Origin of the sequence: Salinicola endophyticus, from assembly GCF_040536835.1 — a bacterium.
Classification (GTDB): Bacteria; Pseudomonadota; Gammaproteobacteria; order Pseudomonadales; family Halomonadaceae; genus Salinicola; species Salinicola endophyticus_A.
Window position 1 is genome coordinate 3051315 of the sequence record NZ_CP159578.1, and the last position, 15897, is coordinate 3067211.

Sequence of the window (15897 nt, forward strand, 5' to 3'; positions counted from 1 at the left end):
ATGTCCCTTAGGTTTCCTCACCGTCGGCATCGCGGTGGCGTAACTGTCGATCGAAAGCCGCCATCAGCTCCTCGGCCGAGAGCCCGGGGCGTGCGATGGCGGTCTCGACGCGGCCCAGTAATGTCGGGGCCAGCGCCTGTTCGGAAAGAATGATCACCGCCGGCTGGCGCGATAACTGGCTGAGCAGCGGAATGATCTCCCAGCCCGGTCCTTGATTTTCGGTCAGATCGAGCGAGATCAGGCCGTACTCGTTACTGTCGAGCAGGTAGCGCGCCTCGGCGACCGAGCGCGCCACGTCCAGCGTCATGCTCGCCGCGATCTGGCCGGCGACCCGCCGAGTCAAGTCGGCATCGCTCTCCACATGCATGATGCGCTCCCGCCGCGGGCCGGCGCTGAGCGAGCCCTGCAGCGCACTGGCCAGGCGGCCCTCGTCGAACGGCTTGGCCAGCCAGTCGACCGCGTTGAGCTGGCCCCCGATCTCCAGCTGCCCCTCCTCGGCGATCGCCGACACCACCAGCACCGGCAGCTCGCGTGTTGCCGGCTGCTCGCGCAGCTGGCGCAACAGCGTCAGGCCACTGCCATCGGGCAGCATCAGATCGAGGGTGATGGCATCGAAGCTACGCCGTTCGATCCAGCCCAGCGCCTCTTCCAGCGTATGCGCGATCTCGGCCTGATAGCCCCAGCGCCGTACCATAATCGCCAGCAACAGGGCCGTATCCGGATCGTCCTCGACGATCAGCAGCCGCGAGCCGGGATCGACGGGCATCTCGGCAACGGTCTCCGACATCGGCAGCACCGTCTCGGGTTCGGCATCCGCTGGGCGATCGATCCGCGGCAGCTCGAAGAAGAAACAGGCCCCCTGCCCCTCCTCGGAGAAGAAATTGATCGAGCCGCGCATGCGCTCGACCAGCTCACGGGTGATCGCCAAGCCCAGACCGGTACCGCCCTGCTTGCGCGTGCTGGAGCCGTCGGCCTGGGAGAACTTCTGGAAGATACGGTCGTGGAACGCATCGGGAATTCCGGGGCCGTGGTCGATCACGCTGACGCGGACATTCTCGCCGATCGGTTCGACCCGGACCTCCACCTGCATATCGGGGGGCGAGAACTTGGCAGCATTGGAGAGCAGGTTGCTCAGCACCTGCTGCAAGCGCATGGCATCGACATTGACATCGGTCTGCTCCAGACGCTCGGTGACCACATAGTGCACCTTGAATTGATCGGCGTAGGCCTGATTGGACTCGATCGCCTGATCGATCAACGGCATCAGCGGCTGTTCCTGCATCTGGAAGGTCATCTTGCCGGCGACCAGCTTCTCCATGTCGAGCAGGTCATTGATCAAAAGGATCAACCGCTTGGCATTACCATGCGCCACCGCCAGCATCGAGCGCATGCTCTCCGGCGGCTCGCCCAGCGCCCCGCCCTGGATCAGTCCCAGCGAGCCGGAGATCGACGTCAGCGGGGTACGCAACTCATGGCTCACGGTGGAGATGAACTCACCCTTCAAGCGCTCGTTGCGCTTGCGCTCGGTGACATCGTGCAGGAAGCCGTGCCAGGTGGTACTGCCATCTTCCTCGCGTTCGGGCACCGATTGACCCGACAGCCAGAGGATCTCGCCATCGGGCCGCTTCACGCGATACTCGCAGTGCCACGGGGTCAGGTTCTGCTCAGACTCACGTATCGACTCGAGCAGCAGCTCCATGTCTTCCGGCACGATGTGCTCGAAGACTTGCGTCGCGTCGTGCTTGGCCTGCTCCGGGGTGACATCGTAATACGCCTTGATCGCCTCGCTGGCGTAGGGGAAGGAGGGGCGCCCTTCGGTGTCCTGATGATACTGATAGATCAACCCAGGCACCTGGGAGGCGATCTTGGTCAGGCGTGCGGATAGCTCTTCGCGCGCTTCGACCTCCTGCCAGCGCATCAGGGTCGCGCCGACCCAGCGCGCCAGCAGGCGCACGAACTCGCGGTCGGCCTCGTCGAACGGCCGCCCACGCACGCGCTCGTCGCTGAAGGCGAGCGCACCGAAGCGTTCGCCGTGGACCCAGATCGGCGCGCCGATATAGCTCTTCAGTCCGAACAGCAGACGGCAGCGATGGTCGCGCCAGCCCTCGTTGTCGGCGTCGGTGAACGCCACCACATCGCTGCGCGCCACCACCGCACTGCAGTAGGTCTCGCTGGTCTTGAGCACCTGCCCGCGCACGAAGCGATTGTCCGGCGAGTAGCCAGAGTGGATGATGTAATTCTCGCCATCGATCTGGTTGGCGACCGCGAACGGCATATCGAGATGCGCCGCCGCCGCCTCGAGCGCGCGCTCCATCAGTACGGCAAACGAGCGCTCCTGCAGCGCGGCGATATCGTTGAGTGTCTGCAGTGCATCTTTCTGCGCCTCGAGGCTCTGGTTGAGCAACACCAGCGAGGTCTTCTGCTGCTCCAGGCGCTGCTGATGCTGCAACATGGCCTCGCGGGTGACCCGACGCGTCCCCCACAGCAGCAGCAGCAGGCACACTTCGGCGATCCCCCAGGCCACTCCCCAGCGCAGCCAGGTGGCGAGCATCTGCGCTTGGCGGTGCTGAAACTGTACGTTGACGTCCTTCCAGATGGCGATCGCCGCCACGGCCTGAGAGCCCTCATCGCCGCTGCGGCTCACCGGCACCAGGGTCAACAGATAGTGGTGGCGGTTATTGCCTTGGACGACCCGCCACTCGGCCCGCGTCCGTATCTCGGGGAAACGATGCCGGTCAAGCCATTCGACGATGCGCTCGTCGGAACTTTCGTTCACCCGCCATAGCGGGCCCCCACCATTCTCACTCTCTCGGCGTGCGAGGATGGCGACACCGCTCTCCAGCTGCTCTGACAGCTGTTGGACATTGGCGACCAGGCCGAACTCCACCTCCAGCAAGCCGACGAGCGCACCGCCGCGCTCGTCGCCCGGGGCCAGTATCGGCGCGATGGCCGCCGTGGTCGCCCGCTCACCGTCGAACTCGATGCCGAAGACCGGCTCTCCCGTGGCCTCGCTCTGCTGCAGCAGATAATCGCTGTCGGCGATGGTTTCCCGGCCGACGCCAGGCGGCTCGGTGTGCAGGAACGGTTTGCGATCGTCGGCGCCGGGCAGGAAGACATTGAGCTCCAGCGCACCGCCAGCCCGCAGCGACTGCCAGTAGGGCCCGATGTTGTCGCGCAGGCGTGCTCGCAGCGTCGCCAGCCGATCCGGCGACGCCTCCTGCGCCGCCTGGGACATGACCGCACGGACCACCGGGTCGGCCACCAGGGTCGTGGCCAGTACCTGAACCCGGCGCTCGAGTCCGGCGCGGGTGGCACTGACCGTGATGCCCTGCTCCTGGGACTGGAACCCCAGATCGCGCTGGAACGCCTCGCGATCGTTGTCCAGCGCCTGATTCAGCATGAAGCCGAAGAAGGCCGTCAGCAGTACGCTACCCAATAGCGTCGTCAGCAGCGGTAAACGCAAGACTTTCACCCGGAACCTCTCGTCGGCACTGAAAAAGTATGAGCAAGGCTCTCAGACTTTTTCACGAGAGAAATGCCCTGACGACGAGCTTAACGCATTTCACTGATATTGCATTTGGCGAATAGCTTCGCTTCCCACCCACTGACAGGCGAATTGCCACGCCGCACGGCCACTGCGCACCCCGCGCAGGGTGGCGTAGCGCTTAGCCTCCGCTCGCGCCGCCTCGCCCCAGCTCTCGGCGCCACCGAGATGCTCGACCCAGTGGCGGCATGCCTCGAGATAGGCCAGCTGGTCGAAGGGATGAAACGCCAGCCACAGCCCGAAGCGGTCGGAGAGCGAGATCTTCTCTTCCACGGCATCGCCATGGTGCAGCTCGCCGTCGACCAGCTGGGTCTGCTGATTGTCGGCCATCGACTCCGGCAGCAGATGGCGGCGGTTGGAGGTGGCGTAGAGCAGCACATTCTCCGGCGGCCCGGTCAGGGTGCCGTCGAGCACGCTCTTGAGCGCCTTGTAAGCATCGTCGTTGCCCTCGAAGGAGAGGTCGTCGCAATAGACCACGAAGCGGTGATGGTGATCGCGCAGGCGCTGGACCAGCACCGGCAACGCGACCAGATCGTGGCGGTCGACCTGAATCAGGCGCAGCCCCTCGCCGGCCAGGCTGTTGAGCAGCGCACGCACCATCGACGACTTGCCGCTGCCGCGCGCGCCCCACAGCAGCGCATGATTGGCCGGGTGCCCCTGCAGGAAGGCGCGAGTGTTGTCGACCAGCGCCCGCTTCTGGCGTTCCACGCCGATCAGATCGTCGAGCCCTACCGCATCCCGCGGCGCCACCGGCACCAGTTGGCCGCCCAGCGGATGCGACTGCCACAGCGCCGCCACGTCACGGGTCCAGTCCACCGCCGGGGGCTGCTCGGGTAGCCACGCCTCGACACGCTCCAGCAGGCGGCTCAGCCGTTGGGCCAGCTCTCCATCCATCTCTCGGGTCTCCTCGGGTCGATATTGCACGTCCGGCGCCGGCAGGGGATTGCCAATCGCCACGATGGGCGTATCTTGTGCCGCGCGCGCCGTCGGGTCCAGTCGAGCCCGGCCGGGCGCCTCCCCATGACTCCCTCCGAGGAGAGACGATGACGTCTCGTATCCGCCTTGCCTGCGCTGTGCTGCTGGTCTCCCTGCTCGGCGGCTGTCTCGCCCTGCCCCAGGTCGGTGTCCTGCTCGGACGTATCGCGCTCTCCTCACTCGGCGTCGACAACGTGCGCATCGGCAACTACCACTTCGCCCCCGGCCTCGAAGGCATCGACGAGCTGACTCTGCTGAGCTCGGGGCTGGCTCTGGCCGGGCTGCCGGTGAACATCGATCTGCCGCTGGCGCTCTCGCTGCCCGCCAACGCGCCGTCGCTCGAACTCCAGGGTTTTGCCTGGGAACTCCAGGTACCCGGAGCCGAGCCGGTCGCCGGCGAGTTCGATCAACCAGTGCCGCTGCACGCGGGTGAGACCACCACGGTGACGCTGCCGGCGGCGCTGGAACCGCGCGGCATCGACGCCCTGCCCAGCCGCGCGCAGAAGGTCGCCGCGCTGCTCGACCTGGCGCGTAGCCTCAGCACCAGCGGCGAGCTGCCGCCGGGCAGCCATCTCAGCCTGACCCCGGCACTGCCGCCGGCGCTGGCGCGAGTGGTCTCGGCCCCGACCCTGGAACTCGACGTCGGCGACACCTCCCGCGCTGACGATATACCCCCGGCCGAGTGACGCCGGCGGCCCTCGATGCGTGCAGGTTGACCGCCCGGGCAGGCCGGGTATCTTGGACGGGCTGACGCGCCGCGACCGGCCGGATCGGGCAATGCCCTGGCGCCCCGCACTCGACGTCAGCCAAGACAGCAACGATAACGCCAGACTCGTATTCGGAGACCCGCATGTCACTCCCCCTTTCGCGCCGCGCCCTGGGCGTTCTCGGCGTCGCGGCGCTGCTCAGCGCCTGCAGCACCTCGCCCCTGGGACGCAACCAGCTCGCCTTCTACTCCGATGACGAGCTGGCCCAGATGGGCAAGCAGAGTTTCAGCCAGTACGAGCAGCAGTTGCCCACGGTGGGCGGTGCCCAGGCGCGCTACGTGCAGTGCGTGGCCGACGCCATCACCGCCCAGGTGCCGGCCAGCACCGGTATCGGCAAGTGGCAGGTGAAGCTGTTCAAGGATGACACCGCCAACGCCTTCGCCCTGCCCGGCGGCTATATCGGTGTCAACACCGGGCTGCTCAAGGTCGCCACCAATCAGGACCAGCTCGCCGCGGTGATCGGCCACGAGGTCGGCCACGTGCTGGCGCACCATGCCAACGAGCGGGTCTCCACCCAGGCCGCCACCCAGACCGGGCTGTCGGTGCTGCAGAGCGCCGCCGGGCTGCAGGGTGCCGGCGGCGAACAGGTGATGGGGCTACTGGGCGCCGGGGCGCAATACGGTGTGATCCTGCCCTTCTCGCGCAAGCAGGAGTCGGAAGCCGACCTGGTGGGCCTGGATCTGATGGCGGACGCCGGATTCGACCCCCGCGCCAGCCTCAAGCTGTGGCAGAACATGGCCGCCAACAGCCAGGGCGAGCCGCCGGCGTGGATGTCGACCCACCCCAGCAATGACCAGCGCATGAGCGGGCTGAAGAACCGCCTCGACGAAGCGGTGCCGCGCTACGAACAGGCCAAGGCGGCCGGACGTCGGCCCAACTGCAAGGCGTGAGCTGAGGACATCCTGGCCTGCAACGACGACGGCCGCCGCCGGAACGCTCCGGCGGCGGCCGTCTGCCATCTGTGCCTTACGACTGGTTTTTACGGCTGGTCTTTAGCCCACGCTCTACGTTCGGCGACTGCACCAAGGGCTGCGATCGCAAATGGCTGACCGAACGCGACGAGCAACGCGCGGCCTCAAAGCTCGGCGCGCAGCGTCTCAAGTAGCGCCGCAGTCTCCGGGCGTACCTGACGCCACAGCCAGAACGACTCCGCCGCCTGCTCGATCAGCATGCCCAGGCCATCCACCGTGCGCGCGCCGTGCGCTGCGGCCCAGCGCAGGAAGACCGTCGGCTCGGCGCCGTACATCATGTCGTAGGCCAGCGCCTCGGGCGCGAAGAGTGTCTCCGGCAGCGGCGGCAACTCACCGGCGAGGCTCGCGCTGGTGGCGTTGATCACCAGGTCGAAGCCCCCTTCCAGCGCCTCGAAGCCGCAGCCCACGACCTGCCCGCTACCGGCGAACAGCGCCGCCAGCGCCTGCGCCTTGGCCGGCGTGCGGTTGGCCACGCGCAGGCTCTCCACGCCGGCCTCGAGCAGCGGCTGGATCACCCCGCGCGAGGCGCCACCCGCCCCCAGCAGCAGCACCCGCGCGCCCGCCAGCGGGGCGGCATGCGTCTGCAGATCGCGGACCAGACCCACGCCATCGGTGGTATCACCGTGGACCCGGCCGTCGGCGTCCAGCCACAAGGTGTTCACCGCGCCGGCGAGGTGCGCACGCGGGGTATGCACCTCGGCCAGGGCAAAGGCATCCTGCTTGAACGGTACGGTTACGTTGGCCCCGCGCCCACCGCCGGCGACGAAGGCGCGCCAGGCGCCGGCGAAATCGTCGCTGGGGGCTTCGATCGCCTCATAGACCAGCGCTTCGCCGGTCTGCGCGGCGAAGGCGGCATGAATGCGCGGCGATTTCGAGTGGCCGATGGGGTTGCCGAAGACAGCGTAACGATCGCTCATGCGGGTTGCGGCTCCTGGGTGGCGTTCAGCCAGTCATGCGGTTTGAGATAGGCGAGCAGGCGCGCTTCCGGACTGCCCGGCTCCGGGGTCCACTGATACTCCCAGCGCGCGATCGGCGGCATCGACATCAGGATCGATTCGGTGCGCCCACCGCTCTGCAGCCCGAACAGGGTACCCCGGTCCCAGACCAGATTGAACTCGACGTAGCGCCCGCGGCGGAACGACTGATACTCGCGTTCGCGCTCGCCGAAGGGGGTCTCGCGGCGGCGCTCGGCGATCGGCAGATAGGCATCGAGAAAGCTGTCGCCGACCGCGCGCTGGAAGGCGAAGCACTGCTCGAACGGCCACTCGTTGAGATCGTCGAAAAAGAGTCCACCAACGCCGCGAGTCTCATTGCGGTGCTTGAGGAAGAAGTAGTCGTCGCACCACGCCTTGAAGCGCGGATAGACCGACTCCCCGAACGGCTCGCAGGCGCGCTGCGCCACACGGTGCCAGTGCTGGGCGTCTTCGAGGTAGGGATAATAGGGGGTCAGGTCGAAGCCGCCGCCGAACCACCACACCGGCGCCTCGCCGGGCTTGTCGGCGATGAAGAAGCGCACGTTGCCGTGGGCGGTGGGGATATGCGGGTTGCGCGGATGCAGCACCCAGGAGACCCCCACCGCGTGGAAGCTGCGCCCGGCCAGCTCGGGGCGGGCGGCGGTGGCCGAGGCGGGCAGCTCGGCGCCGTACACATGGGAGAAGTTGACCCCACCCTTCTCGAACAGCGCGCCCTCCTCGATCACCCGGCTGCGCCCCCCGCCGCCTTCGGCGCGCTCCCAGCTATCCTCGGCAAATCCCTTGGCGCCATCCAGCGCCGCGAGCGAATCACACAGGGAGTCCTGCAGCGAGAGCAGGTAGGTCTTGACGCTATCGAGATGCGAATGTGCCATGGTCGATGTCCTTCTGCGGGGTACGGGAAATGGGGCGCCGGCTGCCAAGGGTCGCATGGTGGCTGTCAGGCGGGCGCGGCGCGTGACAGCCGCCCGGCTCAGGGGCGCAGTACGCGGTCGCTGAGCAGGTCGCGGATCGTGCTGGGGCGATCGCGTCCCCCCAGCGGGCCGTCGACGATCGCCGCCACGTCGCCGCCGAAGGTCTCGCGCACTGCCTGCGCGCTCATGGCCGGCGCGTCGCCGGCACGATTGGCCGAGGTCGAGACCAGCGGCCCGCCCCAGGCGGCACACAGTTGCTGCACCAGCGGGTGGTCGCTGACCCGTACCGCCAGCGTGGTGTGATCGCCCCGCAGCAGCGGCTGGGCGCGCCCGTTATCGGGGATCAGCCAGGTATTGGGGCCGGGCCAGCTCGCCGCCAGGCGCCCGCGCTGCTCGGCATCCAGGCCGGCGAGCCAAGGTTCCAGTTGCTCCAGACTGCCGGCGATCAGAATCAAGCCCTTGTCGCTGGCGCGCCCTTTGAGCGCGATCACCCGTGCCAGCGCAGCGGCATCGTCCGGGTCACAGCCGAGTCCCCAGACCCCCTCGGTGGGATAGGCGATCACGCCTCCCTGTTTCAGCGCCGCAATCGCGGCGGCCCACTCTGACATCTCCGCTTCCTCGAGTTGCCCGGTTCAAGCTGCGGCGATGTTAACACGCCGCCTCAGGCTCGCCTCCGCGCCCGAGCGTCGCACCCCGTCGCATCTTCGCCCTTCACAGCCCTCCATGCAGCACAGGACGCCGAGGGCCGGCCCGCAGCCAGCGAAGATGGCGCCCGCGGCGTGCGCCGGCCATAGTGAAACGAGTGGCAGCGTACCGAAACGTGCCCAGCGTCACCCCGACTCTCAGCTTGTCTCAGGAGCCCAAGATGACCCGATCGCCTCTATCCCTCGCGCTGCTCGGCCTGGTCTGCGCCGGTGGCCTCAGCGCCTGCGCCCAGCAGCCGGCCCAGCAGACGAGCCAGCCGCCGGCGCCCGCGCTCTCCGATCAGCTGGTGATGGCGACGCTATGGATGCAGACCTCCGGCGAGTACGCTGCGCTGAGCCATCAGGCGTTCAATCTCGCACGCCGAAATCTCGACCGCGCGCTCGCCGCCCCCGACGCGCAGCAGCGGCCGCCGGCGATCGTGGTCGATGTCGACGAGACGGTGCTCGACAACAGCCCCTACGAGGCGTGGCTGATCGCCAGCGGCGAGAACTATCAGAGCGACACCTGGCACCAGTGGGTGGACAAGGCCAGCGCCCGGGCGATGCCCGGGGCCAAGGCGTTTCTCGACTACGCTGCCTCACGCGGGGTGGCAGTGTTCTACATCACCAATCGGCGCGCCGACGAGACCCAGGCCACGTTGCGCAACCTGCGTCAGGTCGGCTTCCCCGATGCCGACGAGGCGCATTTCCTGCCGCGCACCCAGAGCAGCGACAAGACCGCCCGCCGCCAGCGCGTGACGCAGTCGCACTGGGTGATCCTGCTGATGGGAGACAATCTGGGCGACTTTTCGGCGGGCTTCGAGCGCGCCACCGCCGAGGCCCGTCGCGCTGCCGTCGAGGCCCAGCCGGACGCCTTCGGCAGCCGCTATATCGTGCTGCCCAACCCCGCCTACGGCGCCTGGGAGGGTGCGCTCTATCACAACGACTGGAGCCTGGACGACGCGCAGAAAGCCCGCGCCCGGCGCAATCACCTGCAGCAGTGGGGCGGCCCCGAGACGCCCTGAGCCGCGCGATTGATTTGCCAACCACCCAACGTATTCGGCCTCCGGGACGAGCCACGTCCGGAGGCCGAGCACCGTTCCTGTCTATCCGACTTTCAACCGCGGCGGCGTACCCACCCTCCCGCGGTCTGCGCCACCTGCCCCTCCAGCTCGAGTTCGAGCAGCGCCAGCTGCAGCGTGGCGACCGACTCGCCACATGCCGCTACCAGCACGTCGATCGGCGTCGGGGTATCGCTCAGCTGCGCCAATACCCCCGGGTTCTGCCCGACCGACGCCTCCGGGCTCGTGACCGGTGGCGTGGCGGCCTCGGATGGCGCTGTGTCCAGATGCTCGCCAGCCACTGTCGGTGTCCAGTGCCCCAGTTCGGCGAGTATGTCGTCGACGTTGCGCACCAGCGCCGCCTCGCCGCGCTGGATCAGCCGCAGGCAGCCGCTGGCCTGGGGGTTGTGGATCGAGCCCGGCAGGGCGAACACCTCGCGCCCCTGTTCGAGCCCCAGGCGTGCGCTGACCAGCGAGCCACTCTTCTCCGCGGCTTCCACCACCAGCACCCCCTGAGACAACCCGGTGATCAGCCGATTGCGCCGCGGAAAGAAGCGCGGATGCGCCGCGGTATCGGCCGGATGCTCCGACAGCAGCAGCCCTCGACCCGCCAGCAGATCGCGATAGAGCCCAGCGTGACGCGGCGGATAGACCACGTCGACGCCGCAACCGAGCACGCCGACGGTGGCACCGCCAGCCTGCAGCGCAGTGTGCTGGGCGATGCCATCGATACCCAGCGCCATGCCGCTGACCACGCCGAAGCCGCGCGCGATCAAGTCACGGGCGAAGGTCGCGGCGTTGTCGCGCCCCTCACGGGTCGGCTTGCGCGTGCCGACGATGGCGATCGCCGGTGGCGTCAGCGCGCTCAGCTCGCCCTTGGCCCACAGCACCAGCGGCGGGTCGGGGAGCTGATCGAGCAGCACGGGCCAGGCGGGATGGGAAGGAGACAGCAAATGGTGCCGCGGACTCTCGGCCTGCCATGTCAGCGCCGCCTCAACCGAAGCTTCGAGCGGGCTACTCGCGGGGTGATCGAGCCACAGCCGCAGCGGCTGGGCCAGCCGAGCCGGTAGTGCCGCCAGCCAGCCCTGCGGCCAGGCTAGCGACTCGGGCTCGCGCCAGCGCTGCAGCAGCGGTGCCAGCCGCGTGGGGCCGAGCCCGGGTAGTGCGGCCAGCGCCAGCCAATCGCGCAGTGTCGGCCCCGCCGAACTCATGGCGTCTCCGTATGCGCCACGCTGGCGCCCAGCGCCCGGGGCGTGGTCAGCAGATCGCCCACCGCCAGCGCCTCGGATGCCCGCATCACCAGCGCATAGGCGAGATGGTCGAAGACCCGGAACACCATCACCGCGCCCGCCTCGTGCGCCGGCAGGGCGATCCAGCCATCGCCGTCGGCGGCGCGTACCCGCTCGCCCTGACGCATCACCTGCAGCACGTGCCCCGGCTCGAGCCCGTCGGCACGCCCGCGATCGATCGCCACCACGTCGTCACGGCCGATGAAGCGCACACCGCCAGGCACCGCGAGCAGGGTCGCGGTGATCGGCGAGGCCGGCGCCCGCGGCAGGAACTCGGTGGTGATGCCGCCATCGTCCAGCGTCAGCAGGGCATCCCCGGCGCGGATCTCGCGCCCGGCATCGAGCACTTCCAGCTCGCTCATGTCAGGATACCGCTGCACCACCCGCGCCTCGCCCAGGCGCTGGAGTTCACGCCCCAGAGGAGCGCCGTCAGCAGGGGCGCGGTAGTCGTCTCCGGCGCGGTAGATGCCCAGCCGCGTGCCCACCGGCGGCAGCCGACCCTGGGCGTAGAGCCGATCCCCGGCGCCGCTGAGCAGGCGCCCGCCCTGCCCCGCCACCACCCGCGGCGCCGAGTCCAGCAGGGCAGGATCGACGATCCGGTAGGCCTCCAGGAACACCCGTACCCGCTCCAGCGGCAGGCTGGGCAATGCCTCTCGCACCGGCGCTCGGCGCACCTGGGGCGAGAGTCTGACCGTCTCACCACGCCCGCGCTCGATACGCAGCGCGGGCTCGCCGGCGCCAGGGTCGAGCACCAGCACATCGCCGGGATAGAGCTGCTCGGGCCCGGCTACGCCGGGATTGCGCCGCAGAAGCTCGCGCCAGGACCAGGGATCTTCGAGAAAGCGCGCCGCCACGCCCCACAGGGTGTCGCCAGGGCGCACCTGATAGCGACTCGGGGCATCGGGCTTGAGGGTGTAGGCCAGCGCCGGGCCGGCACCCGGCCCGGTCAGCGTGAACAGCAAAAGCCCACAGCCGAGTGCCGATGACACCAGCCGGCGAAAGAACCGAGTGGGTGGGAGCCGCAGGCCGTTCGCCATCGCTTTGTTCCTGACGCTGGATATCGGTCGCGCGGCGGTGCCGCGCCTGTCAGGAGTAGATCGGCCCATGCCGACGGGACTTGAATGCACCCCCGGCTTTGTACGAAAACTACCTGCGCTCGGCAATACGGGGTTAAAAATCGTCTCACTGAACCACGTTCAGAACGTCCGAAGGACGGCCCGAAGGGCGAGCGGAGCGAGTCACATGCTCATTTACACCCCGTAAACTCCGCGTTTTCGCCGTTTTTTGCCTTGTCTTGCCTTCGCTCGCTGACTTTTCGTACAAACCCTAAGATAGGGGAGATCGCGTCGCGGGATTTTGAGAACGCACCGCCGCGGCTCTACAATAGAGGATTACGTCAACCATGCCGACGGGCACCCAGAACGCTATGGCCATCAGAACCATCCTCGAATATCCCGATCCCCGCTTGCGCACCAAGGCTGCCCCGGTGGCGCAGGTCGACGACGAGATCCGCGCCCTGGTCGACGACATGATCGAGACCATGTACGACGCCTCGGGCATCGGTCTGGCGGCGACCCAGATCGACGTACACCAGCGCGTCATCGTCATGGACGTCAGCGACGACCGCAATTCGCCGCTGGTGCTGATCAACCCGAGCTACACGCCGCTGGATGACGAGCGCCAGCCGCTGCAGGAAGGCTGCCTGTCGATCCCCGACTACTACGCCGAAGTGCCGCGCGCCCTGCGCGTTCACCTGAAAGCGACCGACCGTGACGGCAAGGCCTACGAGCTCGACGCCGACGGTCTGCTCGCCCACTGCATCCAGCACGAGTGCGATCACCTCGAAGGCGTGCTGTTCGTCGATTACCTGTCGCCGCTCAAGCGCGACCGCGTGCTCAAGAAGATGCAGAAGCGCCACAAGCAGGATCAGGACGCCTGATCCGGATTCGCCCACGTCAGTCTTCGTTCGAGGCCGGCCGTCACCGCGACGCCGGCCTTTCGTGCTTCGAGAGGAACCCCGCCGCATGAGCCACAGCACCGACGGCCGCGCGCTACGTATCGTCTTCGCCGGCACCCCCGACTTCGCCGCCGAGAGCCTGCAAGCGCTGCTCGACTCGCGTCATCAGGTCGTCGCCGTCTACACCCAGCCCGACCGCCCCGCCGGCCGCGGGCGCAAGCTGACGCCGAGCCCGGTCAAGCAGTTGGCGCTGGATCACGCCCTGCCGGTCTGTCAGCCGACCTCGCTCAAGACGCCCGAGGCGCAGCAGACGCTGGCCGACTTCGCGGCCGACGTGATGGTGGTGGTCGCCTACGGCCTGCTGCTGCCGCAGGCGGTGCTCGACCTGCCACGGCTGGGGTGTCTCAACGTGCACGCCTCGCTGCTGCCGCGCTGGCGCGGTGCGGCGCCGATCCAGCGCGCCATCGAGGCCGGCGACAGCGAAAGCGGCATCACTCTGATGCAGATGGATGCCGGCCTGGATACCGGCGACATGCTGCTGGTGCGGCGCACGCCGATCGATGCCACCACCACCGGCGGCACACTCCACGATACCCTGGCCGCCCTCGGCGGAGAGACCCTGATCGCCGGCCTCGACGCGCTGAGCGACGCCAGCCTGACACCGACGCCACAGCCTGATGACGGCGTCACCTACGCCAGCAAGCTCTCCAAGGCGGAAGCCGAACTCGACTTCCGCCAGCCGGCCGCGGCGCTGGCGCGCCGGGTGCGCGCCTTCAACCCGTGGCCGGTGGCCTGGACACGGCTCGACGGTGACAGCGTGCGCCTGTGGCTGGCCGAGGCCGAGGCGGACACCGCCCAGACCGCCACGCCCCCCGGCACCCTGCTCTCCCCGGCGGACGACGCCCTGCGCATCGCCTGCGGCAGCGAGGGACGCGAGGTACTGCGGGTCACCCGGCTGCAGCTGCCGGGCGGCAAGCCGCTGGCGGCGCGCGACCTGCTCAACGCCAAGGCGTCACGGCTCGGCGCCGGGCAACGCCTGGGCCAGCCAGACCTAGGCCAGCCACAAGAGTCGACAGGAGCCGACGCATGAGCGCAATCAGTGCACGGGCCGTGGCCGCCAAACTGCTGGTGCCGGTGATCAACGGCGAAGGCTCGCTTGCCTCACTCGATGGCGAGATCGCCGCCCACGCGGTGGCCGAGCGCGACCGCGGCTTCGTCAAGGCGCTCTGCTTCGGTGTCTGCCGCGCCTATCCGCGCCTCGACGCGCTGGCCGCAGAGCTGCTGCGCCAGCCGTTCAAGAAGCGCGACAGCGACGTTCAGGCGCTGCTGCTGCTGGGTCTCTACCAGCTCTTGCACATGCGCGTGCCGGCGCACGCCGCGGTCAGCGAGACCGCCGGTGCCGCCCGAGGGCTGGGCAAGGCCTGGGCCACCCGTGTGCTCAACGGCTGCCTGCGCCGCTTCCAGCGCGAGTCGGTGGCGCTCCAGGCCAAGGTCGACCGCGACCCGCCGGTGGCGCTGTGGCACCCCGCCTGGCTGCTCAAGGCGCTGCGCCAGGCCTGGCCCGACGCCTGGCAAGCACTGTGCGCGGCCAACAACGAGGCCGGGCCCATGACCCTGCGCGTCAACCGCCGCCGGACCACGCGCGAGGCCTATCTCGAACGCCTCGACGCCGCCGGCATCGAGGCCAGCGCCTGCCAGTTCGCCGCCGACGGTATCCAGCTCGCGGGGGCGGTGGACGTGCACCAGCTGCCGGGCTTCGCCGAGGGCGACGTCAGCGTGCAGGACGAATCCGCCCAGCTCTGCGCCGACCTGCTGGCGCCAGCACTCGAGGGCCGCGATGGCGCCCGGGTGTTCGACGCCTGCGCCGCCCCCGGCGGCAAGAGCGCGCATCTGCTGGAGCGTTTCACCCTCGACCTCACCGCCAGCGATATCGATCCCGGCCGGCTGGCGCGGGTCGGTGCCACCCTGGAGCGGCTGGGTCTCGACGCTCGCCTGAGCGCCCTCGACGCCAGCAGCGCCACGCTCGCCGAGACGCTGGGCCAGACCTCGGACAGCGCCGACGCCGCGGCGCCGAGCGCGGGCTTCGATGCCATCCTGCTCGACGCCCCCTGCTCGGGTACCGGGGTGATCCGCCGCCACCCGGACATCAAGCTGACCCGCCGCGCCAGTGACATCGGCGACCTCGCCGCGCTGCAGGCGCGCCTGCTCGACAACCTGTGGCGCCAGCTCGTCCCCGGCGGCACCCTGCTCTACGCCACCTGCTCGGTGCTGCCGGCCGAGAACGCCGAGCAGATCGCCGCCTTCCTGGCGCACACCCCGGATGCCCGCGCCACCACGCCCGACGACCTCGCCTGGGGCCAGCCCGCCGGCCACGGCCGCCAGCTCCTGACCGCGCAGAACGGCCACGACGGCTTCTTCTACGCCCGGCTGGAGAAGGTAGCCGACTAGTTCCAGATAGGGGCAGGCACTATGCCTGCCCCACTCCGCGATCTTCAGCAGCGATAACCTGCCCTTTTCGGCGTACCGCCGCCCCCGAAATTTGCCTCTTCGACCTTCCTGACACCATGCCAAGAGAGACGGAGAATAATATTTGACAAAAAGATAAGCCTGTACTTATATTTTTGGGTATGGATGGATACAGACTATTGACTAGCCAGATAGCCAGCAGCTAGTAGGGCAGTCGCTGACAGGGCAAACGAATAGCTCGTCCCACGGATATAACGCTCAGATGATTCTGTGTCGTAGGAATGGCGCGAGCTAAAACA

13 protein-coding genes are annotated in these 15897 nt (G+C 68.5%); 6 read left to right on the forward strand and 7 right to left on the reverse strand.

The window, feature by feature from the left end:
* Window positions 1-7: 7 nt before the first annotated feature.
* Window positions 8-3472, reverse strand: coding sequence for an ATP-binding protein (locus ABV408_RS13840; RefSeq protein ID WP_353979499.1), 3465 nt, complete (start codon window positions 3470-3472; stop codon window positions 8-10).
* A gap of 90 nt (window positions 3473-3562) precedes the next feature.
* The gene (locus tag ABV408_RS13845; RefSeq protein WP_353979500.1) at window positions 3563-4438 is read right to left on the reverse strand and encodes an ATP-binding protein; all 876 of its coding nucleotides are present in this window, start codon (window positions 4436-4438) and stop codon (window positions 3563-3565) included.
* A 149-nt stretch (window positions 4439-4587) separates the two neighbouring features.
* On the opposite strand from ABV408_RS13845, the gene ABV408_RS13850 reads away from it, so the two are divergent.
* On the forward strand, window positions 4588-5205 hold the full coding sequence (locus ABV408_RS13850; RefSeq protein ID WP_353979501.1) for a hypothetical protein: 618 nt from the start codon (window positions 4588-4590) through the stop codon (window positions 5203-5205).
* A 164-nt stretch (window positions 5206-5369) separates the two neighbouring features.
* The gene (locus ABV408_RS13855) at window positions 5370-6176 is read left to right on the forward strand and encodes a M48 family metallopeptidase (protein WP_353979502.1); all 807 of its coding nucleotides are present in this window, start codon (window positions 5370-5372) and stop codon (window positions 6174-6176) included.
* 185 nt (window positions 6177-6361) lie between these two features.
* Here ABV408_RS13855 and aroE read toward each other — a convergent pair whose 3' ends face one another.
* The 3 genes from aroE to ABV408_RS13870 all read right to left on the reverse strand — a co-directional run bounded on the left by aroE (window position 6362) and on the right by ABV408_RS13870 (window position 8750).
* A complete protein-coding gene (gene aroE / locus ABV408_RS13860; RefSeq protein ID WP_353979503.1) occupies window positions 6362-7174 on the reverse strand; it encodes a shikimate dehydrogenase in 813 nt (270 codons plus the stop codon).
* A complete protein-coding gene (hemF, locus tag ABV408_RS13865; protein WP_353979504.1) occupies window positions 7171-8103 on the reverse strand; it encodes an oxygen-dependent coproporphyrinogen oxidase in 933 nt (310 codons plus the stop codon). The genes aroE and hemF overlap by 4 nt, the downstream gene beginning before the upstream one ends.
* A 98-nt stretch (window positions 8104-8201) precedes the next feature.
* A complete protein-coding gene (locus ABV408_RS13870; RefSeq protein ID WP_353979505.1) occupies window positions 8202-8750 on the reverse strand; it encodes a Sua5/YciO/YrdC/YwlC family protein in 549 nt (182 codons plus the stop codon).
* Window positions 8751-9007: 257 nt separating this feature from the next.
* Between ABV408_RS13870 and ABV408_RS13875 the strand changes: the two genes are divergently transcribed.
* A complete protein-coding gene (locus tag ABV408_RS13875; protein WP_353979506.1) occupies window positions 9008-9850 on the forward strand; it encodes a 5'-nucleotidase, lipoprotein e(P4) family in 843 nt (280 codons plus the stop codon).
* Window positions 9851-9942: 92 nt separating this feature from the next.
* On the opposite strand, the gene dprA is transcribed toward ABV408_RS13875, so the two are convergent.
* Window positions 9943-11097 carry a DNA-processing protein DprA gene (gene dprA / locus ABV408_RS13880; RefSeq protein WP_353979507.1) on the reverse strand — a complete coding sequence of 385 codons (1155 nt, stop codon included), beginning with the start codon at window positions 11095-11097 and terminating at the stop codon, window positions 9943-9945.
* Window positions 11094-12212, reverse strand: coding sequence for a LysM domain-containing protein (locus ABV408_RS13885; RefSeq protein WP_353979508.1), 1119 nt, complete (start codon window positions 12210-12212; stop codon window positions 11094-11096). The genes dprA and ABV408_RS13885 overlap by 4 nt, the downstream gene beginning before the upstream one ends.
* Before the next feature lie 389 nt (window positions 12213-12601).
* Here ABV408_RS13885 and def point away from each other — a divergent pair, with 389 nt between their 5' ends.
* From def to rsmB, 3 genes are all read left to right on the forward strand, one after another.
* Complete coding sequence (def, locus tag ABV408_RS13890) at window positions 12602-13114, forward strand: peptide deformylase (protein ID WP_353979509.1); 513 nt, start codon at window positions 12602-12604, stop codon at window positions 13112-13114.
* Window positions 13115-13199: 85 nt separating this feature from the next.
* Entirely contained in the window at window positions 13200-14222 is a 1023-nt protein-coding gene (gene fmt / locus ABV408_RS13895) for a methionyl-tRNA formyltransferase (RefSeq protein ID WP_353979510.1), read from the forward strand.
* On the forward strand, window positions 14219-15580 hold the full coding sequence (gene rsmB, locus ABV408_RS13900) for a 16S rRNA (cytosine(967)-C(5))-methyltransferase RsmB (protein ID WP_353979511.1): 1362 nt from the start codon (window positions 14219-14221) through the stop codon (window positions 15578-15580). Before fmt ends, rsmB begins: the two co-directional genes overlap by 4 nt.
* The last annotated feature ends 317 nt before the right edge of the window (window positions 15581-15897 follow it).